We start from the raw sequence: 20,889 nt of genomic DNA, 5'->3' as shown, positions 1-20,889 counted from the left end.
TCTCGTTCAGTAAACTCGCTGTGCAAGCGGGTTAGTCGCCGATACCGCGATACAATACGCGTACCTGCTCTGAGGTCACTCGCAATTGCGAGCTGCCGCGGAAAATTAAGTCACCGTAAGTTACTTCGGTCTTTAGTTCAAAATACTCACTGCTTACGCCGATGTCGTCAAGGGATGTGCCCAATTTAGGTGCGCCGGCAGTCACCGGGCCGCCGCCTAAGTTGGGCTGCAACTGCGCCGTGGCGATACCGCTCAACACGTTGCTATTACGCGCTTCTTCGAAGCTTTCAAAGCCTTCTAGGTCGCGATTATCGAGCGCCGACTGGGCGCCGCCAACATCCACTGCACCCACTGTAACCGCATGTAAAAGCGGCCCAGCATCTTCTGCTAATGTATTGATATTGATACTTAAAATACTACTACGTGGAATCACGCACACGTGCGGTAGCAAGTTATTATAAATATCAGCGGTAACGCCGCGTATCAGTCGCAATTCGCTGACATGGGCCAGCAAGGTATTGGCGGCTTTATAGGGCACGCTTAGCGACTGATAATCGGAATCCTCGGCGCCGTAACTACTAATGATATTGCCGTCAGCGTCCAACCAATCCACTAAACTGTCGGTGATCACGTCTACCGTGTAGGCATCGATATCCGGATTCACCGCTGCCAGCAGTAATCGGAACTGCGCCCGACGCCGAGTTAACAGATCTTGCTGACCTTCGCCGCTAACCCGCAGCGCGTTCAAGTTGAAGCAGCTGTGGAGGTCGCGAATGCGCCCGGCGATCATGCCGTCCTGCACCGGAAAGCGTGCGCCGCTGTCGCCGGTCACAAACCACTGTTGCTCGCGAGTAGCGATATTGTCGTTCTCGCTCATTTCTTGCTGCAGCAAGTCTTTCACCACCTCTTCAGCGCTCAGCCAATACCAATAGGCTTGCTCGGCCTGCTGGAAGTTGCTGGTGCGCAGCACGCTCATCTGCAAGCGCCCGCTCATGGTCACCGCCAGCACCGCCACCAACGCCACCACCAGCATCACGATAATCAGCGCCGCGCCACGCTCCCTGCTAAGGGGCAGGCACTTAGTGCTAAGGGGCAGGCACTTAAGCCGCCGCGTGTTAAGTGCCTGCCCCTTAACCATTTGAGTCACCTTTCACCGGTGGCGTTGGGCTGGCGTTGTCGCCAGCGTTATCGCGTTGCACCGGCGTTTGCTCGGTAAAGTTGCCGCCGGTCAACAAAAACACTCGGTGTAGTTCGCCCCAGCGCTCAGTGGTCAGGGTGATTTCTATAGCATGTGGCAGTTCATCGGCACTCGACCAGTCGCTTGACCATCGCCCTTTCGATGGCACGGAACTGCCATCGGCCGCCCGACGCGGTTCAGGCACAAGGTAAAATCGCGCCGCCATCTCGGTCACGCCATCCAGCACGACTTGCTCGACCGGCTCTTCACCGGGGCTGACATCTACGTACGGGAAAAACTCGCGCACCAGTTGCTCTTCTCGCACCACGTAAGCCACCGGCTGTAGCGTGCTGCGTGGTAGCATTCCGGCCGGATTGAACCAGCCACTGCGCACGAACGCCAGCTGACCGCGGTTGAAATACAGCAATTGCCCAGTGGCGTTGGGCCGAGCCGTGATGGAGCGGATATCCTGCTCCAACGTCAGCATAAAATATTGTAATTGTGCGAGCCGGGCGATGCTCTGCTCGCTCTGCTCCTTGCTGGTAGTCATGGTCTGCACCACGCTGGCGGCGCCGAGGCCAAGCAGTGCCAGAATGACCATAGTCACCAGCACCTCCACCAAAGTAAAACCCCTAAGGGGCAGGCACTTAAGCTCCGCCACCTTAAGTGCCTGCCCCTTAGCATTCTCTACCACGTTAAGTGCCTGCCCCTTAGCCGTTAGCCCCTTAGCCGTTATCATAGATTGGGCCCTACGAAGCTGGTGAGGCTGTGCATGATCGGGCCGTCTTCTTCGCGGCGCACATCTACGGTGACCATAAATACGTCGGTGGTGGCGGTCTCGAGCACTTCGAGGCGCCATTGCCAATCCACTTCGGCGAAGGTTTCGCTGCCGCTGCTACCATCTTCTGGCGGGTAATCGATGGTGACTTCGGCCATCACATTGGCGGCAACGTAGCGCGCCATGGTTTTATCTTGCATGTGCGCCAAGCTGGCTAGATGGTTGCTGGTGGCGAATACTGCGGCTAATGCGGCTAGCGCGAAGATCGACAGCGCCACCATCACCTCAATCAGGGTGAAACCACGCGCCGGCTTAAGTGCCTGCCCCTTAGCCGTGAAAAGCTTAAGTGCCTGCCCCTTAGCACTAAGTGCCTGCCCCTTAAGGTTCGTCATTGGGGCGGGCCAGCGTGAGGGTGAAGCCGTCGCTGCTGCTGACGGCCCAGGGGCGGATGTCGAGTAGCGGGTCGCCCTCCACCAAAATGGTGAAGATCGGCAAACCGCCGCTACCGAAAATGAATAGCAGGTCGCCGCGGCGGCGTTCGCCGGTTTCGCGTTCGCGTTGGCGCTCTTCGGCGTCTTCAAATAGGCCGTCGCGCTCAATGTCTTGCGCCAGTAAATCGAGGCTATCTACCTCCAGCGACAGGGTCATGCCGTCCGACAACTCAACCGGCGACAGCGCTCGCGATACCCCAGGCGCCGACGACATTTCGGTCCACGAGGCGCCATCCCATTGCACAAAACGGTAGGCATCTTGCCATACTTCTAACGCCAAAATTGCATGGCGAGTGAGTGCATACTCTCGCGCTAGCTCTATCTTGCTATGTAGTTCAAAGGCAGCGCGCTCGGTCACGCGGTCACGATTATCGGGTACGACAAAGCTAATCGAGGCGGCAATTAAGGCGATAATCGCCATCACCACCATAATCTCAATCAGCGAAAAGCCACGCGAAAAGCCACCAACTCGCGAACCACGCGAATCCCGCGGCAAGCCCGCAAAACGCGAACCAGGCAATCCCGCAACACCCACCACACTCTTAGTCGCCACGGCTCTCTAAGTTCCAGTTACCAATGTCGTCATCGGTGCCTGGAGTGGTATCCGGGCCAGCCGAAAACACATCCACATCACCAAATTCACCCGGGCTCAACAGCAGATATTCTTGGTTCCACGGGTCTAGCGGCAGACGGTTAATGTAACCGTTGCGACGATAATTGCGCGGCCGTGGGTCTACTTGCGGCTCGTTAATCAGCGCATCGAGGCCTTGCTCGGTGGTTGGGTACGAACCGTTATCGAGGCGGTACTGCGACAGCGCATTTTCTAACGAGACGATATCAGTACGTGCTTTCTGACGGTCCGCTTGCTCGCCGGCGCCAATCACGTTGGGCAAAATCAAGCTGGCAATCAAACCAATGATGGCAATGACCACCATGATTTCAAGCAATGAGAAACCAGCAGAACGGCCCATAGAAACAGATTTTTTCATCACAACACTCCCAGTTCTAAAATCGTCAACCCGAACCATCAAAATACCGCTTGGTTCAAGGCCAATATCGGCTGAATAATCGCCATAACTATCAGTAAGACAATGCCGGCCATCACCACAATCAACATTGGCTCAAATATTTTTAACGCCACGTTCATGGTGGTTTCAAAGTCGCGGTCTTGGTTGTCCGCGGCGCGGCCAAGCATTTGCTCCAGTTCGCCGGACTTTTCGCCAGCGGCGATCATATGCAGCATCATTGGCGGGAATAATTTGGTTTGCGCCAACGCCGCGCGCAGTGATGAGCCTTCGCGCACGCGGTCGGCGGCTTCACCCACGGCAATTTGCATGGCGCGGTTGGTGAGCACGCGGCCGGTAATGCGTAAACCTTCTAACAACGGCACCGCTGAGGCCGCCAATATGCTTAAAGTGCGGGCAAAGCGCGCGGTATTGACGCCACGAATCACCGTGCCAAACAATGGCACCCGCAGTACCCAGCCATCAAAACGATCACGTCGCGCTGGTAGCCGCAGCCATTGCTTTAAAAATACCAGCCCCAGCAACAGCCCCAATAAAATATACGGCCCAAAGCTCTGCAAAAACTCCGACACCATGATCAAGGCCGCGGTAATAGGCGGCAGCTCTTGGTCCAAGGTGGCCAGCTGCGACACAATTTGCGGCACCACCGACACCAGCAAGAAGATAATCACCCCCAACGCCACCAAGGTCAGCACCGTTGGGTACACCAGCGCTTGAATTAGCTGGCCGCGCAACTTGTTGCGCTGCTCGGTATAATCGGCCAGCCGCTCCAGTACCTTATCCAAATGCCCAGAGCGTTCGCCGGCAGCCACCATGGCGGTAAAGAGTTTGTCGAACACATGCGGGTATTCGGCCATGGATTCGGCCAGCGAATAGCCCTCCACTACTTTGGAGCGCACCGCCATAATCAGATTTTGCAGCCGCGCTTTGTCGGTCTGCTCGGCCACCGCGTACAGCGCTTGCTCAATCGGCATGGCAGCCGCCACAAGGGTGGCCAATTGCCGCGTCACTAAGGCCAAATCAGCGGCTTTGACCCGCCGTACCCGTGGTCGCGTTAACCATTCCACCAAGCCCGATGAGCCACCAGCAGAAGCTGCCGCCGAAGACCGCGCGGCCCCGCCAGCCACGGAGGAATCCTCAGCCAGCTCAACCGCCACCGGGATCAAACCCTGCTCACGCAGTTGCTGCCGTACCTGGCGTTCGGTATCGGCCTCAACCACGCCATTGCGCTTGCGGCCGTTGGTGTCTAGTGCTTGATAGGCATAGGCGGCCACGGCTTACTCCTCACGCGTCACGCGTAGCACTTCTTCCAAGGTGGTGATACCGGCAGCCACTTTGGCTAAGCCGTCTTGACGAATGCTCGGCGCTTGTTTGCGCGCATATTTTTCAATCGATTGCTCGCCGTGACCGTTATGCACCAGCTCGCGCACTTTCTCGTCGACCAGCAGCAATTCATGAATACCGGTACGGCCACGATAGCCGGTGTGATTACACTTATCGCAGCCAACGGCGCGGTATAACTGCTTGACCTTGCTATCAAAAAACGCTTTTTCATCGTCGGACGGCTTATACTCGGTCTTACATTCTTCGCACAAGGTACGCACTAAGCGTTGCGACAACACCGCCAGTAGCGATGAGCTTAACAAGAACGGTTCAATGCCCATATCTTCGAGGCGGGTAATGGCGCCCGAAGCGGTATTGGTGTGCAAGGTGGACATCACCAAGTGGCCAGTCAACGACGCCTGCACCGCTATTTGCGCGGTCTCGACGTCACGAATTTCACCCACCATCACCACGTCAGGGTCTTGCCGCAAAATAGCCCGCAGGCCACGGGCAAAGGTCATCTGCACTTTCGGGTTGACCTGGGTTTGGCCAATGCCCTCAATGTTGTATTCAATGGGGTCTTCTACGGTGAGAATATTGCGATCACGCGAGTTGATCTGCATCAACCCAGCGTACAAGGTGGTGGATTTACCCGAACCCGTCGGCCCGGTCACCAAGATAATGCCGTGCGGCTTTTTGATTAGCTCAGAAAACACCTCGCGATTCGACAAGGTCATACCCAGCTGCTCGAGGTTCAGCCGCGCATTGTTTTTGTCTAATAACCGCAGCACCACCCGCTCGCCGTGGTTCGATGGCATAGTCGATACCCGCACGTCCACCGCGCGGCCAGCAATCAGCAGGCTAATACGGCCATCTTGTGGCACTCGCTTTTCAGCAATGTCGAGCTGCGCCATAACCTTAATGCGCGATACCAGTAGCGACGATAGCTTACGGTTCGGGCGTATAATCTCCCGCAGCACACCGTCAATACGAAAGCGCACCACCAGCTCTTTTTCAAAGGTTTCAATGTGAATATCCGAGGCGCCTTCTTTGATGGCCTCCGACAGCATGGCATTGATCAGTTTGATAATGGGCGCGTCGTCTTCGCTTTCTAGCAAGTCTTCGGTTTGCGGCAGCTCATCGGCCAGCGAAAATAAGTTACTTTCGTTGCCTATGTCTTCCATTAGCTGTTTGGCTTCGGAGGAATCGCGCTGATAAGCCTGGGTTAAAATGGCCTCAAAGTCAGCGCTGCCGTGGCGCACCACACTAAACGCCGTGCCAAGTACTCGCCGCACTTCTTGCAATGCCTGTACACCCGCATCAGCGCGGGCATGCACGGTGTAAGCGCCATCGTTAGAGGTTGCCACCACCACGCCAAAGCGCTTGGCAAAGGCAAATGGCAGCCGCCGCGGTGCGACGCTGGCCGCTACCTCAGCGATCTCAGTCATTGCCGCCGTCCTTCTTCTTGCCGTCGTCTACCGCGCCTTTCTTCTCAAGATACTCGTCAAAGCCTGGCGGTAACGTCAATGGGCCGTCCCACTCTGGGATCAACGGTGTTTTGGTGTTTGGCATCAAGCTCACGCCTTCTTCTTGGCGCTGTAACTGCTCACCACGAATAAAGTTGTATTTGCGGCTACTCAGCGCCGACGCTGTGGCGGAATCGCGCACAATAGTTGGCTTGATAAATACCATCAAATTACGCTTTTGGGTGGTGGTTGAGGTGCTGCTGAACAGCTTACCTAAGAACGGAATATCGCCCAACAACGGCACTTTTTGGACGCTTTCTTGCACGTCTTCATCAATCAAACCGCCGAGCACAATGGTCTCGCCATCTTCGGCTATGACCACGGTTTTTAGCTCACGTTTGTTGACGATGATGTCTACCGAGGTAGCGCCACTTAAGCTCGATACTTCTTGCTCGATAATCAACTGTACGGCGTTGCCTTCGTTGATTTGCGGGGTGACTTTAAGCTTAATACCGATATCTTCGCGCTGTACGGTCTGGAATGGGTTTTGGTTATTGCTACCCACGGTCGAGCCAGTAATAGTTGGCACCGACTGACCGACCAAGAACTCGGCTTCTTCGTTATCCAGTGTCATGATGCTTGGCGTGGCCAGGATGTTCGAGTTGGTGGTGCTGGCTACCGCTTGCAAAATAGCGCCCCAGTCGTTTTTGATCACGCCAACCATCATGCCGTTGACGCTACCCAGTAACTGCGCCAGTAAATCGACGTTGCCTTGCTGGGCCGGCTGAGAGGTCACCAACGGGTTACCGGCGTTATCAATTTGCGTGGTGGTGGTGCCTTCTTGCTCACGAGCCAGATAGGCCGCGGCGGCTAACTGGCCCACCGGCACTTGGCGACCATTGCTGTATTGCACTAAGCCGCCGTCTTCAGAGATCCACTGCAAGCCTAAATCAATGCCATCGCCTTCAAAAATTTCCACGATAATGGCTTCTACATGCACCTGCGCGCGGCGAATATCCAGTTGCCGAATGACGTTTTCGAGGTTGGCCAATAAATCTGGCTGGGCGGTTATCACCAGCGAGTTACTTGGCTCGTGTGCGGTGATGCTAATTTCATTATTGCTGCGCCGGCGTTGCTGCGCTTGCCCTGGCACACCACCCTGCGCGCCTTGGGTTTCGGCGGCAATGCTATCGCTCACACCTTTCAGTACATCCACCAGCTCTTTGGCTTTGGCGTACTTTAAGTAAATCACCCGAGTATTACCTTCAGTTTTTAAGTCTTGGTCGAGCTGCACAATTAACTTGCGCACCCGCTCACGGGCGCGCGGTTCGCCGCTAATCACCACACTATTGGTGCGCTCATCAGGCACAATGCGCGGGATCAATAACGGCGGTGTACCATCGGTGGTTTTCTCGTACAGTGAGGTGGCAATGCGCACCACTTCTGAGGCCGAGGCATACTCCAGCTTCACTACTTCGACATCTTGGTTACCGGCGCGGTCAACTCGCTCGATAATTTCTACCAAGCGCTGCACCGTTTCGCTGCGCCCGGTCAGCATGATCACGTTGGACGGGTCGTACGACACCACGTTGCCGCCGCCGCTTTGGTCGTTCAACAAGCGCAGCAATGGCGCGAGTTCACGCACACTGACGTTCTCAACGGTGACCACCCGAGTGACTAAGGTATCGCCGCCCAGCGCGTTGCTATCAACCACTGGAATGGCGCCGTTGCGGGCATCTTTGTCGCGCATTACTTTGATCACGCCCGACTCCATGGTCACCGTGGCAAAGCCATACACTTCAAGCACGTTCAAGAAAAACTGCCAATATTGCGCTTCGTTCATGACATCGTAGCTGCGCACGTCAATGCGACCGCGTACGTCTGGGTCGATGATCATGGTTTTGCCAAGGTTACGCCCCACCACCTGAATAAACTCGGTGATGTCGGTATTTTTGAAGCTGGCGGCGTATTCTACTGGCTTATCGGCCTGCTGGTTTTGCGCCATGGCACTGCTCGAAGCGGCGATGGTTAACGCCAGGCTCATGGCAATGCTAGTGACGATTAAAGTTGAGCGCATGGTGATTCCTTGATGGCTAGTTGCCCGGTAGCGTCGCTGGGATAGCGAGCTCCAGGTCGATTGTTTTGCCTTGCCGCAACACGGTAACGGTAATGTTCGTCATGGTTCCGAGGCTGCGGGTGAGCGCCATAGCGGTATTCATATCGGTCAGACTTTGGCCATTAATGGCAATGGCTAAGTCACCGTTTTGAAAGCCGGCGGCGGTAAATATTTCTGGATTATTTTTCGCTTGCAGGCGGTAGCCTTGCATACTGGCGCCCTGGCGTACGGGGCTAATACTGACGTAATCGAGCACGCTCTGCGCCATCGCTTCGCCACGGGTCAATACCGGCGGCGTCTGCTGTTGCTGTTGCTGTTGCTGTTGCTGTGGCGCTGGGCTGCTGCCGCGCTGTGCTTCCATGGTCAACGATAAACCTGGGCTGAGTTCGCCAATACCCTCTAGTTCGAGGGTTTCACGGCGCCCTTGGTTTTCTAAAATCACCCGGTCGGCGTAGATTTCTAGCACTTTTACTTGGGTGTTGGTGAGCAAATCGCCGGGGCTGTATACGCTTTGCTGACCAGCTTGTTCAATGATGGCGGCGCTGCGCTCGGGAACTGAGCTAGCGGAAACTCCTAATAAGCGCAGATTCAGCCGTGTTAGCGGCGCTTGTTGCTGGCGGCTTTGCTCCACCGGCTTTGCGGCGGCATTACCAAAAATATTGCGCGCTTTGAGCGCACTTAAGTCCACCACGCTGGTGCCACTGCTATCGACTTTTAACGGCCCACTGGCGAGTTGAGGCGCCGGGCTGAATAGTTGCCAAGTCAATTGCGCTGCCAACAGGGCGGCGGCCAACGCCAGTACCGCCGTTAACGCCCACAAGGCAGCCTGCCATAAGCGTGGCTGCTGGATTGGATTAAACCGTGTCATGAATTGCTGCATGGTCGTTTCGTTATAATTTTGTGACAGTGCATGATGGACCCATTCTAGCGACTCTATCTGCAGGTGAACAGATCAAATTGGGGGAATCTGATATAATGCCCGCAACTTTTACACGCTTTCTATGACGGTAAGATGACACAGCATGATGTACCCAACTGACCAACTCACCCGCTTTACTTTTGTTGACCAAGACGTTCGTGGTGAACTTGTACAATTATCAACAAGTTACCAGCGCATGTTGCAAGGCCATGATTATCCAAAACCGGTTCAACGGTTACTCGGCGAACTGATGGCGGCCACCTCGTTGCTCACCGCCACGCTGAAATTTGAAGGCCACATTGCTATTCAACTGCAAGGCGACGGTCCGGTCAATTTTCTTGCGGTGAACGGTAGCCATCATCAGCAGTTACGCGGTATCGCCCGGGTGCGATCAGCCATTGCCGACGACTGCAACGATTTGCGTACGCTGATGGGCCATGCCCACCTGATTATCACCCTGACGCCGCTGCAAGGCGAGCGTTATCAGGGCATGGTCAGCGGTAACGGCGACAGCATTGCTGAAATCATTGAAGGCTACTTCAGTCAGTCTGAGCAATTGCACACCCGCGTGTGGTTGCACGCCGATGCCGAACACGCCGCTGGCATGCTGTTACAGGTGATGCCGGCTGCTGGCCACGACCGTAGCTACTTTGAACACGTTGAACTACTAACTCAGACCATTACTGCGGCGGAATTGTTCAGCCTCGGTAGCGAAGAAATTTTGACCTGGCTGTATCACGATGAACAGGTGGAAGTGTATCCGCCGCAAAGCGTCAGCTTTCACTGCGGCTGCTCGCGCGAGCGCACCCTCGACGCGCTGTCCACCGTGCCCGCCGCCGAGCTGCGCGAGATCCTCGCCAGCGACGGCGAGATCCGCATGACCTGCGACTACTGCCGCACCGAATACACCTTCACCGCCACCGACCTCCAAAGCTAAGGGGCAGGCACTTAAGCTTTTGCGGGCATCGAAACTGCTAAGGGGCAGGCACTTAAGGATGGTTGAGATGATTTATCGTAACAATGTGGCTGGGGCAGAAGCCGTGGGCGTCGCCAGCACCGAACCAAAGGCTAAGGGGCAGGCACTTAAGCTCGGTGCGCTTAAGTGCCTGCCCCTTAAACAGCCCCTTAAACAACTATGACCGAAAGTATTCGTTTAGATAAGTTTCTGTGGGCGGCACGCTTCGCGAAAACGCGAAGTGTGGCTCGTGATCTGGTGCAATCAGGTAAAGTGACGGTGAATGGCCAAAAAGTAAAACCGGCGAAAACCGTACAAGTAGGCGATCTAGTGAAATGCCCACGCGGCTATGACGTCTATGAGATCGAGATCTTAGCCCTCAGCGAACAACGCAGAAGCGCACAAGAAGCCGCCAAACTATTCCAGGAAACTACAGAATCACAGACCAAGCGCGAGGCCCAAGCGGAACTCAGAAAACTCAACGCCCTCTACAACCCCCACCCCGACACTAAGCCCGACAAAAAACAGCGCCGCGATCTGCTAAAGTTCAAAAACAGCTAACTTGAATTATAAACATTTTTGTTTATAATCAGCTCAAGCAATTCATGGAGGAATTGTGAAGAACAGCGAGTTTTTGAAGTGGCTCATCGCCCACGACGTCATCGTCAAACAGGGTAGCAGGCATTACCGCTTGTACTACGGAGACCGGCGCTCAACTATGCCAAGACATCCAGGTAAAGAAATCCATGAAGGCCTTCGCAAAGCCATTTTGAAGCAACTAGGCATCACCGAACATTAGGTAACACCATGCAATTTCCAGTCATCTACCAGCAGCAAGACGACGGCATTCTCATCAGCTTTCCAGATTTGCCTGAAGCACTCAGCAGCGCAGAACACATGCGTGACGCGCATGAAATGGCCTACGACGCACTCATCAGCGCGTTAGAGTTTTACTTCGAGGACTACAAACGCATCCCAAGCCCAACAAGCTCAACGACAGGAAACTATGTGGAATTACCACCAGCGCTAACGGCAAAAGTGATGCTACTGAATACCTTGGCGGAGAGCCAAGTTAGCTATGCGGAACTGGCGCGACGATTGGGGAAAAAGCCACAAGAGGTGCAGCGGATGATCGACCTTCGCCATGCGACCAAGATCGATACCGTTGCCGCAGCCCTAGAAACATTAGGCTATCAATTACAGTTATCGCTGACACCGAGAAAAGCCAGCCTCAACCCAAGCTAGCGGCCCTTCTTCTTCACAAACTTCATCAAGCGCTTACGCTTGCGCAGCTGCGAATCAGACAGCTTGTTTTTGCGGCCGGCGAACGGGTTTTCGGCTTCACGGTACTCAATTTTAATTGGCGTACCCATGACCCCCAGCGAGCGGCGGAAATAGTTTTCCAGATAGCGCGCGTACGAGCCTGGCAGCGATTCCACTTGGTTACCGTGGATGATGATGCGCGGCGGATTATAACCACCGGCGTGCGCGTACTTGAGTTTCACCCGGCGCCCTTGCACTAACGGCGGCTGGTGCTCTTCGGCGGCGCTCTCTAAAATACGGGTGAGCTTAGAGGTATTGACGCGCTGGGTGGCCGACTCATACGCCTCTTGCACCGACTCAAACAAGTGCCCTACGCCGGTGCCATGCAGCGCCGAAATAAAGTGCAAGCGGCAAAAATCAACAAAGCCTAAGCGGCGGTCTAGCTCGCGTTTGATTTCATCGCGCTGTGATGTGGTCAAGCCATCCCACTTATTCACCGCAATGACAATGGAGCGGCCGGCATTCAGAGCAAAGCCGATTAGGTTCAAATCTTGGTCAGAAATAGTCTCACGGGCATCCACCACCGCAATCACCACGTTGGCATCTTCAATGGCTTGCAGGGTTTTGATCACCGAGAATTTCTCGACGGTGTCATCAATACGGCCGCGGCGACGTACACCGGCGGTGTCGATCAGCACATAAGCGCGCTCATCGCGCTCCATCGGAATGTACACCGAGTCACGCGTGGTGCCGGGCATGTCGTACACCACCACCCGCTCTTCACCAAGAATGCGGTTGATCAGCGTGGATTTACCCACGTTAGGGCGACCGACAATAGCCAATTTCAGCGGCAGCGATGAATAGTCGATTTCGTCGTGCTTTAAGTCGGGCGATAACTCCCGCGCCAACGGCACTTCAAACACCGGCTCGCCATCGATATCGAGTACTTGGTTGCCGTCTTCATCGAGCACCGGAATGCCCTCAGCAGCGGCAGCTGATACGCGAATTTCAGGGTAATCAGCCACTAACGGGTCAAAGCAGTTTTGCAGTAATTGCTCTACGCCGCGGCCTTGCGAGGCCGAAATGCCATGCACATCGCCTAAGCCCAACTCAAAAAAGTCAGCGCGCGCGGCGTTGCCGTCGATGCCGTCGAGCTTATTGGCCACCACGTAAGCTTTTTTGCCATTGCGACGTAAGTGTGCGGCTATGCCTAAGTCGGCGGCGGTTAAGCCAGCGCGGCCATCGACCATAAACAGCACCACATCAGCTTCATCAATTGCGCGCAGCGATTGCGAAGCCATGGAGGCATCGATGCCCTCTTCGTCGCCATGCACACCAGCGGTGTCGATGACGATGAATTGGTAGCCATCGTAGTTGGCGCGACCGTATTTACGGTCGCGAGTTAAACCAGGAAAGTCTGCTACCAGTGCGTCCCGAGTACGGGTAAGCCGATTAAACAGGGTAGATTTGCCCACATTCGGGCGGCCAACCAAGGCCACAACAGGTAACATACTAAATTACATCCTTACCGCGAGTAACGTGCCGTCGCGTGTTTGTACATACATGGTATCGCCGGCCACGACAGGCGCGGCGTAGACATCATCGTCAACATCAAGGCGCCCGCTCATGGTGCCATTGGCGATATTCATAAAATGCAGGTAACCGAATTCATCGCCGACCACCACATGGCCACCGAACACCGCTGGTGCGCTAATACGGCGACCGGTTAAATCGTTGTTCGACCATTGCTCGATACCGCCGTTCAGCTCAAGGCCAAATACGCTATCGCTGGCATCTGCCACGAAAATGCGCCCACTGGCAATGGCGATATCTTGGTAGGATGAATATTCACGCGCCCAAACCACTCGGCCACTGCTTAATTCTACCGCTGACAGCTGGCCATTGAAGGCGATGCTGTACACCAAGTTACCGAGCACAATAGGAGTTGAATCCGAATCACTCAAGCGCTCTAATTCAGTCGCGCCAGTCGGTGCAGCTAAGCGCGCTTCCCACGCTTGTAAGCCGTTATCTAGCACCGCCACGGTCAATTTGCCGTTACCCGTACCAAATAACGCACCGCCGTTAGCGATGGTTGGTGCTGAGGTGCCACGTAGGCTCAGTGCTGGCACTTCGGTCGCCACTACCCACAGCTGCTCGCCGTCACTTTCGTTAAAGCCAATCACGTCGCCGGCCGTGGTTTTAATCACCACTTTGCCATCGCCTATGGCGGGTCTGGCTAAAATCTCACCGCGTACGCTGGTGGACCACACTAAGCTGCCGTCGGCTACCTTGAGCATGACCAGAAAGCCACGCTCAGTGCCAAACACTACGTGCTTACTGTTGCTGGTTAGGCCACCGCTGATGCGCAAGCTATCGGCAGCGGAGGCAAACCAACCGCTACTGCGACCCAATTGGTCACGCATATCCACTTGCCACACCGGCGCACCAGTAGCGCGATTAAATGCTTTGACGAGGCCATCGCGGTCGGCGGCAATCACTAAATCGCCACTAACCGTTGGCCGCAAACGTGAAAAGTGGCGGTCAATGCCATTACCAACGTCGGCTTCCCAAACTACCTGAGGGCTTATAGTGGCGGTGAACTCTTTGAGCTCTTTAACCACCACCGCGTCATCGCTATCAAACAGCGAGCAGCCGGTCAGCAGCAGTGCAGCTAAACCAAGCGCCGAGGCGCGCAGTTGTTGCGGTACAGTGAAATAACTCATGATTCCGCCGGGATGCTTTTCAGCTTAATTTCAGCCACGCCGCCACCTTGCTCGTTGGCATCAATTGCTGCCTGGTAGGCTGCACGGGCGCCGGCGCTATCGCCTTTGGCTAACAAGATGTCACCACGCAACTCAAGTACCGCGGCTTTAAAGCCAGCCGTGGCATCGGTGGTACTGATAGCCGCTAAGGCTGAATCGTATTGGCCTTGAGCATTGAGCACCCGCGCTTGACGCACATCGGCTACCGCTTTCAACGCCCCTTTAGCGTTATCGCGCACACTCTGCAACGCACTCACCGCCGTGGCTAAATCGCCTGCTTCAACCGCTTTGCGCGCCAGTTCTAAAGCCGCTAAATGGGCATAGGTGTTCTTGCTATTGGCTTGCAAAAACGCCTGCGCATCGGTGGTGGCAGTTTCGGCATCACTGGCCATAGCCGTCATCACCGTTTCAAACTGCTCCGACAGCGCTTCTTTTTCCGCCATGACTTTGGCGTCGTAGTAGCGCCAGCCATAGAAAATAGCGAAACCAATGACTAAACCAGCAATAATGCCTTTGCCGTGTTCATTCCAAAACTCTTTGATCCGTTCGACTTGTTGATCTTCGGTTTCCACGCCCGTTCCTCTTATAAATAGCTTGTTAATTGGTTGATATCGTTAAATTCGACCGCCGCCAGCTCACGCTCGCGTAAGTGTTTCAATTCAAAGCGTAGCCCTTGCTCATCGGCAAAAATCACCAGTGCGCGCTCGGCGCCTGATTTATCGGCTTTTTGTAATTTTTTCTTCAAGGCTTGGCTGCCGCTATGATTTTGCACGCTCAGCCAAGGTGCCATATCTCGAATTTGTTCGGCAACGCTTAGAGCCATAAGTTCCGCCTGTTCATCGGCGCCCAACACATACAAATCTAGGCTGGCGGCGGCTGGCAACTGCTCTAACGCTTCTAACAATAGTACGATGCGCTCCATGCCCATGGCAAAGCCCACAGCGGCGGTCGGCTTGCCGCCTAACTGCTCCACCAAGCCATCGTAGCGGCCACCGGCCAATACTGTGCCCTGCGCGCCTAAATCAGTGGTCACCCACTCAAATACCGTGCGGTTGTAGTAATCCAAGCCACGCACCAAGCGCTCATTGAGCACATAGCGCACGCCAGCATGATCTAAACGCTGGGTTAAACCGCTGAAATGCGCGCGCGAGGCGTCATCCCAGTAATCGCTCAATTTTGGCGCATTGACCAGCAAGGCTTGGGTTTGCGGCGATTTTGAATCCAGTACTCTTAGTACGTTGGTGTCGAGGCGACGCTTGGAGTCTTCATCGAGCGCCTCTTCGTGGCTGCGCAAAAACTCACGCAAGGCGGCACGATAAGCAGCACGCGCTTCATTCGACGCCAACGAGTTCAATTGCAGCTCAACATGCTGGCCCAATCCGAGCTCGTTCAACAAGCGCGCTGAGAACAGAATCACTTCAGCATCAATATCTGGCCCTTCCATACCAAAGGCTTCTAGGCCAAATTGGTGGAACTGGCGATAGCGACCTTTTTGCGGGCGCTCGTGGCGGAACATTGGGCCCATGTACCACAAGCGCTGGGTTTGGTTGTAGAGCAAGCCATGTTCGTTACCGGCGCGCACGCATACTGCAGTACCTTCGGGGCGCAAGGTCAGGCTGTCGCCGTTGCGGTCATCGAAGGTGTACATTTCTTTTTCAACGATATCCGTGACTTCGCCAATAGAACGCTTGAACAGCTCGGTGCTTTCCACCACCGGCATGCGGATCTCTTGGTAGGTGTAGGCCGCTGCTAATTGGCGCAGAATGCCTTCAACGTACTGCCACGCTGGCGTTTGGTTGGGCAGAATGTCGTTCATGCCCCGAATTGCTTGAATGGTTTTCGCCACGATAATGTCTGTCTTTGCTGATAAGTTAACGACCGCGGTCGCAAAAAATGGCGCCTAGTATAGCGCAGCTTTAGCTTGTCTTCACTGGAATCTGTTCGGCTTCGAGGCGTTTTATCTTGGCGCGAATTTGCGCTTCGAGCTGATTAACGATATCGCCGTTATCAATGCGCAATTTCTGCCGTTGCCCGTCGAGGTAAAAGCCACTCATTTTCGCCGCGCCAGCCAGGCCAACGTGGGAGATCAGCGCTTCACCGGGGCCGTTCACCACACAACCAATAATCGATACATCCAATGCGGTGGTGACGTCTTCCAGCCGCTGTTCTAGCGCGTTCACCGTGGCAATCACGTCAAATTCTTGCCGGGAGCAACTCGGGCAGGCAATAAAGTTGATGCCGCGACTGCGGATCTTCAGCGCTTTGAGAATATCAAAGCCGACTTTGACTTCTTCCACTGGATTGGCAGCCAAGCTAATACGAATGGTGTCGCCAATGCCCTCGCTCAGCAACATGCCAAGGCCAATGGCACTTTTTACCGAGCCACTGCGCAGGCCGCCGGCTTCGGTAATGCCCAAATGCAGCGGCTGGCTGATTTGCTTGGCGAGTAAGCGGTAGGCATCTACGGCTAAGAATACGTCTGAGGCTTTCACGCTGACTTTAAAGTTTTGGAAATCTAGCCGGTCCAGAATATCGACATGGCGCATGGCCGATTCCACCAACGCTGCACCGGTGGGTTCACCGTATTTTTCTTGCAGGTCTTTTTCTAGCGAGCCACCGTTGACGCCAATGCGAATGGGGATATTTTTGTCGCGCGCGGCATCCACCACGCTACGAATACGCTGTTCGTTACCAATGTTACCCGGGTTGATGCGTAGGCAATCAACGCCATATTCGGCCACTTTGAGCGCAATGCGATAGTCGAAATGAATATCCGCCACCAATGGCACTGGGCTTTGCTGCTTGATGAGTTTAAAGGCTTCAGCGGCGTCCATGGTCGGCACACTCACTCGCACGATATCCGCACCGGCAGCGGCGATATCTTTGATTTGCTGCACGGTGGCGGCAACGTCTGTGGTTTCGGTGTTGGTCATCGACTGCACCGCTATTGGTGCGCCATCACCAATCGGCACGTTGCCAACGTAAATGCGGCGTGATGGGCGACGAACAATTGGGCTTTCATGAGCAGACATGCTGACTTCCTACAACTTTCGAATTATTCCAGCCGCAAGGTCACTGACCGGTTGCGGCGATACTGGCTGAGGTCAACCGTGGCGTCATTAAAGGTTATGGCGACGGCTTCTGGCTTACACAGAATAATATCAAATGGCGCGCTGCCGGTCAGCGGCATTTCATAGCCGGCTTGCTTCACGCCAATGGCAATTTCTGCGCCGCTGGCATCGGTGACTTTGACCCAGCATTCTTGGCTGAACACCATGGTCAGACGGTCGCCGGCGGCGGTTTGCTGTTGCGCGGCTAGGCGCTCGGCGGCTTGTTGTTGCGCGGCAGTCTGCGCTTGCCCAGTCTGTTGCTGGTTAGCCTGCTGGTCTCCGGTCTGCTGGTCTCCGGTCGCTTGGTCTCCAGTCTGCTGGTCTCCGCCCTGCCGTTCTCCAGTCAGTTGCTCCCCAGCCTGTTGCTCCCCAGTTAAGCGCTCAGCGCCCAACTGCTCTGCCGTGCCCTGCTGGTCTTGCAGCTGTTCAGCTTGTTGCAGCCGCTCGGCCTCGCGTTGCGCCGCGACTTCCGCTTCAGTCAGCTGATCGCGGGGCTGCGCTTCAATGCTGCTGCGCTGCGGCATCTCAGTGGTCGGTGCTGGCTCAAACGACGACTGCTGCCACCACCACCATGCGGCCGCGCCAATGACTGCAGCGATGATCACATAGCTCACCAGCATTAGCCGGCCATCATTCTTCTCGCGGATCTTACGCCGCGAAAAGCTCTGCATTTTCAGCGTACTGACCGACGGCCCACCAAAGCCCATGGCTTCATAGGCATCGGCTAACGGTTTCGGGTCGATATCGTACAATTTCGCCAGCGAACGAAAGTATCCGCGCACGAAAGTACTGCCTTTTAACGGCTCATAGTCATCGGCTTCAATGGCATCCACCACGCTCACCCGCAAGCGCAGGGCCGCGGCCACTTCAGCCACCGTCTGCCCGCGCGCTTCACGCACTTCGCGCAGCATTTGCCCCGGGGTAACGCCGCTGTACGGCACTGCCTCTGCCTCAACGGCTGGGCTGTTCAGATCGTTCTGTTCGTTGCTCATACTTTATTCCGTGGTAGGTAGCGCCGAACGCGGCGCTACGCAATTAGTTAGTTTGTTTCAGCCGGCGATAATCGTTGGCTTGGCTGCTTTGCCCAAAGCGGTTCATCAGCAGCGCACCGTATTGTGCCTCACGCGTCTTATCATTCAGGGCGCGCGCCAGTTGTACTTCAAGCCATAAATATTGCGCGGTAAATTGCGGCATACGCGCGCGCCGTTCTAGCACGCTACGGGCATCGGTATAGCGACTTTGCCGCAACAGCGAATCGGCGTAAGTTTCCAGCATGGTGGCGTTGGCGCCGTAGTTCATGGCCAGTTGATAGTAGCTATCGGCCGCTTTGAAATCACCCCTTTGCTCGGCGCAGCGCGCCGCATTCTGATAGGTGCTGGCAACTTTTACGTAGCCCGGTGATTCGGCCGCTTGGCGAAATAGCGGGTCGGCTTCGGTGTACCGATTCTGGGTACACAGCAACACCGCTAAGTTATTGATGGTGTCACCGTTGCGCGGTTCCAGTTTCAGCGCGCTACGATAAAACTGTTCAGCTTGGCTGAAATCTTGCACTTGCTGGTAATAATAGGCCAAACCGTTGTGAATGGCTGGGTCGTTTGGGGTGTATTCGCGGGCGCGCTCGAGGTTGGCTTTGGCTTGTTCAAAGTTGCCGCTCTGCAGGTATTGCAGGCCCAACGCTAGCCGGGTTTTCGCCGCTTGCACCGGGTCGAAGGTACTATCGGGTTGTTGCTTGCCATCAATGGTGGTCTGGCTGACACAGCCGCCCAGCAAAAATAGTACACTGATAACCATGATGATACGCATCGGAACCCTCTCAACTCGCTCAGAACCACCTATACTACCCCAGCCAGCGGTGCGGTGGAACCATCGCGTTGAGTCTGGCTAAGCCTTTACGCTGATTTAATCTCGATGCTGCTGCCGCCACGTTGGGCTTGTTGCTTTTTCAGCAGGCGCTTGGTGCGGTCGATCACCTCACCGACCAGCTGGCCACAGGCTGCATCAATATCATCGCCGCGGGTTTTACGGGTGGTGACAATAAAGCCTTTTTCTACCAGAACTTTGGCGAAACGGTCAATGCGGGAATTGCTTGAACGGCCGTAATCTGAGCCGGGAAATGGATTAAATGGAATGAGGTTGATCTTGCACGGGGTGTCTTGCAGCACCTGCGCTAGTTCCTGCGCCTGCTCGGTAGAATCATTGATATGGTCCAGCATCACGTATTCCACGGTGATAGCTTTGTTGGCTTTGGAGCCATCAATGTAATGTTCGGCAGCTTTCAAGAACTCGGCAATCGGGTACTTCTTGTTAACCGGCACCAGCACGTCACGCAAGGCGTTATTCGGCGCATGCAGCGAAATGGCCAGGGCCACGTCAATTTCTTCTTTGAGCTTATACAGCGCCGGCACCACCCCTGAGGTACTCAAGGTTACGCGGCGTTTGCTCAGACCAAAGGCCAGGTCGTCGAGCATCAGCTCCATGGCAGGCACCACGTTGCTGAGGTTGAGCAGCGGTTCGCCCATGCCCATCATCACCACGTTGGTGACGGCCTTCACGCCAGTGTCGCCAAAGGCGCCTAAAATTTTGTTCACTCGCCATACTTGGCCAATAATTTCCGCCACTTTGAGGTTGCGGTTGAAGCCTTGTTGGGCGGTTGAGCAGAAGGTGCACTCCAGTGCGCAGCCCACTTGCGAGCTGACGCACAGAGTGGCGCGGTCGTCCTCGGGGATCCATACCGTTTCAACGTCTTGACCATCAAACAAGGTCATCACGAACTTAATGGTGCCATCGGCCGACTGCTGTTGCATTTTGACTTCAGGCGCGCGAATTTCTGCAACTTGCTTAAGCTTCTCGCGCAGCGCCTTATTGATGTTGGTCATCGCATCGAAGTCATCAATGCAGTAGTGATACAACCATTTCATGACCTGATCGGCACGGAACGGCTTCTCCCCCAGTTCGGTGAAGAACTGGCGGAGGCCTTGGTGATTCAGGTCAAGCAGGTTGGTTTTTTGCATTAACGAGTACGAGCGCAGAGTTCTTCAGCAGTGAAGAAGTAAGCGATTTCGCGCGCAGCTGATTCAACCGCGTCTGAACCGTGAACGGCGTTTTCGTCGATAGACACAGCGTAGTCAGCGCGGATAGTACCGGCAGCTGCTTGCGCTGGGTTGGTGGCGCCCATGATTTCGCGGTGACGCAATACGGCGTTCTCGCCTTCTAACACTTGCACCATGATTGGGCCAGAGGTCATGAACGATACTAAGGCACCGAAGAATGGACGCTCTTTGTGTTCTGCGTAGAAGCCTTCAGCTTGCGCTTGGCTTAAATGCATCATTTTGGCCGCTACGATGCGAAAACCAGCAGTCTCAAAACGGTTGTAGATAGCACCGATTTTGTTCTTTGCTACGGCGTCTGGTTTGATGATCGATAACGTACGTTCTAAAGCCATGTGATTTCTCCAGTGAATCGAGTAAATTTGAGTCGCGCGGATTATACGCGAATAGCGCTGGT

Annotated in this window: 23 protein-coding genes; 5 read left to right on the top strand and 18 right to left on the bottom strand. The window is 55.0% G+C overall.

Going from position 1 to position 20,889, the window contains the following annotated elements; translation table 11 throughout:
- Positions 1–31: 31 nt before the first annotated feature.
- The 9 genes from gspK to gspC are packed head-to-tail and all read right to left on the bottom strand — an operon-like array spanning position 32 to position 9,256.
- Positions 32–1,138: a type II secretion system minor pseudopilin GspK gene (gene gspK / locus EFO84_RS09105; protein WP_127347744.1), complete on the bottom strand. Its 1,107-nt coding sequence runs from the start codon at positions 1,136–1,138 to the stop codon at positions 32–34.
- On the bottom strand, positions 1,131–1,916 hold the full coding sequence (gene gspJ, locus EFO84_RS09100) for a type II secretion system minor pseudopilin GspJ (RefSeq protein ID WP_164742415.1): 786 nt from the start codon (positions 1,914–1,916) through the stop codon (positions 1,131–1,133). Before gspJ ends, gspK begins: the two co-directional genes overlap by 8 nt.
- Positions 1,913–2,347 (bottom strand): type II secretion system minor pseudopilin GspI, encoded by a 435-nt coding sequence (gene gspI, locus EFO84_RS09095; protein WP_127347742.1) that lies wholly within the window; start codon positions 2,345–2,347, stop codon positions 1,913–1,915. The genes gspJ and gspI overlap by 4 nt, the downstream gene beginning before the upstream one ends.
- Complete coding sequence (locus EFO84_RS09090; protein WP_127347741.1) at positions 2,334–2,999, bottom strand: prepilin-type N-terminal cleavage/methylation domain-containing protein; 666 nt, start codon at positions 2,997–2,999, stop codon at positions 2,334–2,336. The genes gspI and EFO84_RS09090 overlap by 14 nt, the downstream gene beginning before the upstream one ends.
- Entirely contained in the window at positions 2,989–3,435 is a 447-nt protein-coding gene (gene gspG, locus EFO84_RS09085; RefSeq protein WP_276317318.1) for a type II secretion system major pseudopilin GspG, read from the bottom strand. Before gspG ends, EFO84_RS09090 begins: the two co-directional genes overlap by 11 nt.
- A 38-nt stretch (positions 3,436–3,473) precedes the next feature.
- On the bottom strand, positions 3,474–4,745 hold the full coding sequence (gene gspF, locus EFO84_RS09080; RefSeq protein ID WP_127347740.1) for a type II secretion system inner membrane protein GspF: 1,272 nt from the start codon (positions 4,743–4,745) through the stop codon (positions 3,474–3,476).
- 3 nt (positions 4,746–4,748) lie between these two features.
- Positions 4,749–6,242: a type II secretion system ATPase GspE gene (gene gspE / locus EFO84_RS09075; RefSeq protein ID WP_127347739.1), complete on the bottom strand. Its 1,494-nt coding sequence runs from the start codon at positions 6,240–6,242 to the stop codon at positions 4,749–4,751.
- Entirely contained in the window at positions 6,235–8,337 is a 2,103-nt protein-coding gene (gspD, locus tag EFO84_RS09070; RefSeq protein WP_431355328.1) for a type II secretion system secretin GspD, read from the bottom strand. The genes gspE and gspD overlap by 8 nt, the downstream gene beginning before the upstream one ends.
- 16 nt (positions 8,338–8,353) lie before the next feature.
- A complete protein-coding gene (gene gspC, locus EFO84_RS09065) occupies positions 8,354–9,256 on the bottom strand; it encodes a type II secretion system protein GspC (RefSeq protein ID WP_127347738.1) in 903 nt (300 codons plus the stop codon).
- A gap of 142 nt (positions 9,257–9,398) precedes the next feature.
- Here gspC and hslO point away from each other — a divergent pair, with 142 nt between their 5' ends.
- The 5 genes from hslO (at position 9,399) to EFO84_RS09045 (ending at position 11,495) form a co-directional block, all read left to right on the top strand.
- Positions 9,399–10,232 carry an Hsp33 family molecular chaperone HslO gene (gene hslO, locus EFO84_RS09060; protein WP_127347737.1) on the top strand — a complete coding sequence of 278 codons (834 nt, stop codon included), beginning with the start codon at positions 9,399–9,401 and terminating at the stop codon, positions 10,230–10,232.
- A gap of 67 nt (positions 10,233–10,299) precedes the next feature.
- A complete protein-coding gene (locus tag EFO84_RS11895) occupies positions 10,300–10,434 on the top strand; it encodes a hypothetical protein (RefSeq protein WP_276317317.1) in 135 nt (44 codons plus the stop codon).
- Positions 10,431–10,811, top strand: coding sequence for an RNA-binding S4 domain-containing protein (locus tag EFO84_RS09055; protein WP_127347736.1), 381 nt, complete (start codon positions 10,431–10,433; stop codon positions 10,809–10,811). The genes EFO84_RS11895 and EFO84_RS09055 overlap by 4 nt, the downstream gene beginning before the upstream one ends.
- Before the next feature lie 55 nt (positions 10,812–10,866).
- Entirely contained in the window at positions 10,867–11,049 is a 183-nt protein-coding gene (locus EFO84_RS11955; protein ID WP_127347735.1) for a type II toxin-antitoxin system HicA family toxin, read from the top strand.
- An 8-nt stretch (positions 11,050–11,057) separates the two neighbouring features.
- Complete coding sequence (locus EFO84_RS09045; RefSeq protein WP_127347734.1) at positions 11,058–11,495, top strand: type II toxin-antitoxin system HicB family antitoxin; 438 nt, start codon at positions 11,058–11,060, stop codon at positions 11,493–11,495.
- On the opposite strand, the gene der is transcribed toward EFO84_RS09045, so the two are convergent.
- From der to ndk, 9 genes are all read right to left on the bottom strand, one after another.
- On the bottom strand, positions 11,492–13,024 hold the full coding sequence (gene der / locus EFO84_RS09040) for a ribosome biogenesis GTPase Der (protein WP_127347733.1): 1,533 nt from the start codon (positions 13,022–13,024) through the stop codon (positions 11,492–11,494). The genes EFO84_RS09045 and der overlap by 4 nt on opposite strands.
- 6 nt (positions 13,025–13,030) lie before the next feature.
- A complete protein-coding gene (gene bamB, locus EFO84_RS09035; protein ID WP_127347732.1) occupies positions 13,031–14,236 on the bottom strand; it encodes an outer membrane protein assembly factor BamB in 1,206 nt (401 codons plus the stop codon).
- Positions 14,233–14,847, bottom strand: coding sequence for a YfgM family protein (locus EFO84_RS09030; protein ID WP_127347731.1), 615 nt, complete (start codon positions 14,845–14,847; stop codon positions 14,233–14,235). Before EFO84_RS09030 ends, bamB begins: the two co-directional genes overlap by 4 nt.
- An 11-nt stretch (positions 14,848–14,858) precedes the next feature.
- The gene (gene hisS / locus EFO84_RS09025; protein ID WP_127347730.1) at positions 14,859–16,121 is read right to left on the bottom strand and encodes a histidine--tRNA ligase; all 1,263 of its coding nucleotides are present in this window, start codon (positions 16,119–16,121) and stop codon (positions 14,859–14,861) included.
- A gap of 70 nt (positions 16,122–16,191) precedes the next feature.
- Positions 16,192–17,307 (bottom strand): flavodoxin-dependent (E)-4-hydroxy-3-methylbut-2-enyl-diphosphate synthase, encoded by a 1,116-nt coding sequence (gene ispG / locus EFO84_RS09020; protein ID WP_127347729.1) that lies wholly within the window; start codon positions 17,305–17,307, stop codon positions 16,192–16,194.
- A 23-nt stretch (positions 17,308–17,330) separates the two neighbouring features.
- Entirely contained in the window at positions 17,331–18,377 is a 1,047-nt protein-coding gene (locus EFO84_RS09015) for a RodZ domain-containing protein (RefSeq protein ID WP_127347728.1), read from the bottom strand.
- Positions 18,378–18,420: 43 nt separating this feature from the next.
- Complete coding sequence (gene pilW, locus EFO84_RS09010) at positions 18,421–19,188, bottom strand: type IV pilus biogenesis/stability protein PilW (protein ID WP_127347727.1); 768 nt, start codon at positions 19,186–19,188, stop codon at positions 18,421–18,423.
- An 86-nt stretch (positions 19,189–19,274) separates the two neighbouring features.
- Positions 19,275–20,396 carry a dual-specificity RNA methyltransferase RlmN gene (rlmN, locus tag EFO84_RS09005; protein ID WP_127347726.1) on the bottom strand — a complete coding sequence of 374 codons (1,122 nt, stop codon included), beginning with the start codon at positions 20,394–20,396 and terminating at the stop codon, positions 19,275–19,277.
- Positions 20,396–20,827: a nucleoside-diphosphate kinase gene (gene ndk / locus EFO84_RS09000; RefSeq protein ID WP_127347725.1), complete on the bottom strand. Its 432-nt coding sequence runs from the start codon at positions 20,825–20,827 to the stop codon at positions 20,396–20,398. The genes rlmN and ndk overlap by 1 nt, the downstream gene beginning before the upstream one ends.
- Between the last annotated feature and the right edge of the window lie 62 nt (positions 20,828–20,889).

The organism is Pseudidiomarina mangrovi, from assembly GCF_003999375.1.
Classification (GTDB): Bacteria; Pseudomonadota; Gammaproteobacteria; order Enterobacterales; family Alteromonadaceae; genus Pseudidiomarina; species Pseudidiomarina mangrovi.
Note: the sequence above shows the minus strand (reverse complement) of the source record. Positions and strands in the feature narration are given on the sequence as shown.

Excerpts from the sequence above, each read along its gene's own strand:
- gspK (WP_127347744.1), bottom strand. The coding sequence starts at position 1,138 with ATGGTTAAGGGGCAGGCACTTAACACGCGGCGGCTTAAGTGCCTGCCC.
- gspJ (WP_164742415.1), bottom strand. The coding sequence starts at position 1,916 with ATGATAACGGCTAAGGGGCTAACGGCTAAGGGGCAGGCACTTAACGTG.
- gspI (WP_127347742.1), bottom strand. The coding sequence starts at position 2,347 with ATGACGAACCTTAAGGGGCAGGCACTTAGTGCTAAGGGGCAGGCACTT.
- gspG (WP_276317318.1), bottom strand. The coding sequence starts at position 3,435 with ATGAAAAAATCTGTTTCTATGGGCCGTTCTGCTGGTTTCTCATTGCTT.
- gspE (WP_127347739.1), bottom strand. The coding sequence starts at position 6,242 with ATGACTGAGATCGCTGAGGTAGCGGCCAGCGTCGCACCGCGGCGGCTG.
- gspD (WP_431355328.1), bottom strand. The coding sequence starts at position 8,337 with ATGCGCTCAACTTTAATCGTCACTAGCATTGCCATGAGCCTGGCGTTA.
- gspC (WP_127347738.1), bottom strand. The coding sequence starts at position 9,256 with ATGCAGCAATTCATGACACGGTTTAATCCAATCCAGCAGCCACGCTTA.
- hslO (WP_127347737.1), top strand. The coding sequence starts at position 9,399 with ATGATGTACCCAACTGACCAACTCACCCGCTTTACTTTTGTTGACCAA.
- EFO84_RS11895 (WP_276317317.1), top strand. The coding sequence starts at position 10,300 with ATGATTTATCGTAACAATGTGGCTGGGGCAGAAGCCGTGGGCGTCGCC.
- EFO84_RS09055 (WP_127347736.1), top strand. The coding sequence starts at position 10,431 with ATGACCGAAAGTATTCGTTTAGATAAGTTTCTGTGGGCGGCACGCTTC.
- EFO84_RS09045 (WP_127347734.1), top strand. The coding sequence starts at position 11,058 with ATGCAATTTCCAGTCATCTACCAGCAGCAAGACGACGGCATTCTCATC.
- der (WP_127347733.1), bottom strand. The coding sequence starts at position 13,024 with ATGTTACCTGTTGTGGCCTTGGTTGGCCGCCCGAATGTGGGCAAATCT.
- bamB (WP_127347732.1), bottom strand. The coding sequence starts at position 14,236 with ATGAGTTATTTCACTGTACCGCAACAACTGCGCGCCTCGGCGCTTGGT.
- ispG (WP_127347729.1), bottom strand. The coding sequence starts at position 17,307 with ATGTCTGCTCATGAAAGCCCAATTGTTCGTCGCCCATCACGCCGCATT.
- EFO84_RS09015 (WP_127347728.1), bottom strand. The coding sequence starts at position 18,377 with ATGAGCAACGAACAGAACGATCTGAACAGCCCAGCCGTTGAGGCAGAG.
- pilW (WP_127347727.1), bottom strand. The coding sequence starts at position 19,188 with ATGCGTATCATCATGGTTATCAGTGTACTATTTTTGCTGGGCGGCTGT.
- rlmN (WP_127347726.1), bottom strand. The coding sequence starts at position 20,396 with ATGCAAAAAACCAACCTGCTTGACCTGAATCACCAAGGCCTCCGCCAG.
- ndk (WP_127347725.1), bottom strand. The coding sequence starts at position 20,827 with ATGGCTTTAGAACGTACGTTATCGATCATCAAACCAGACGCCGTAGCA.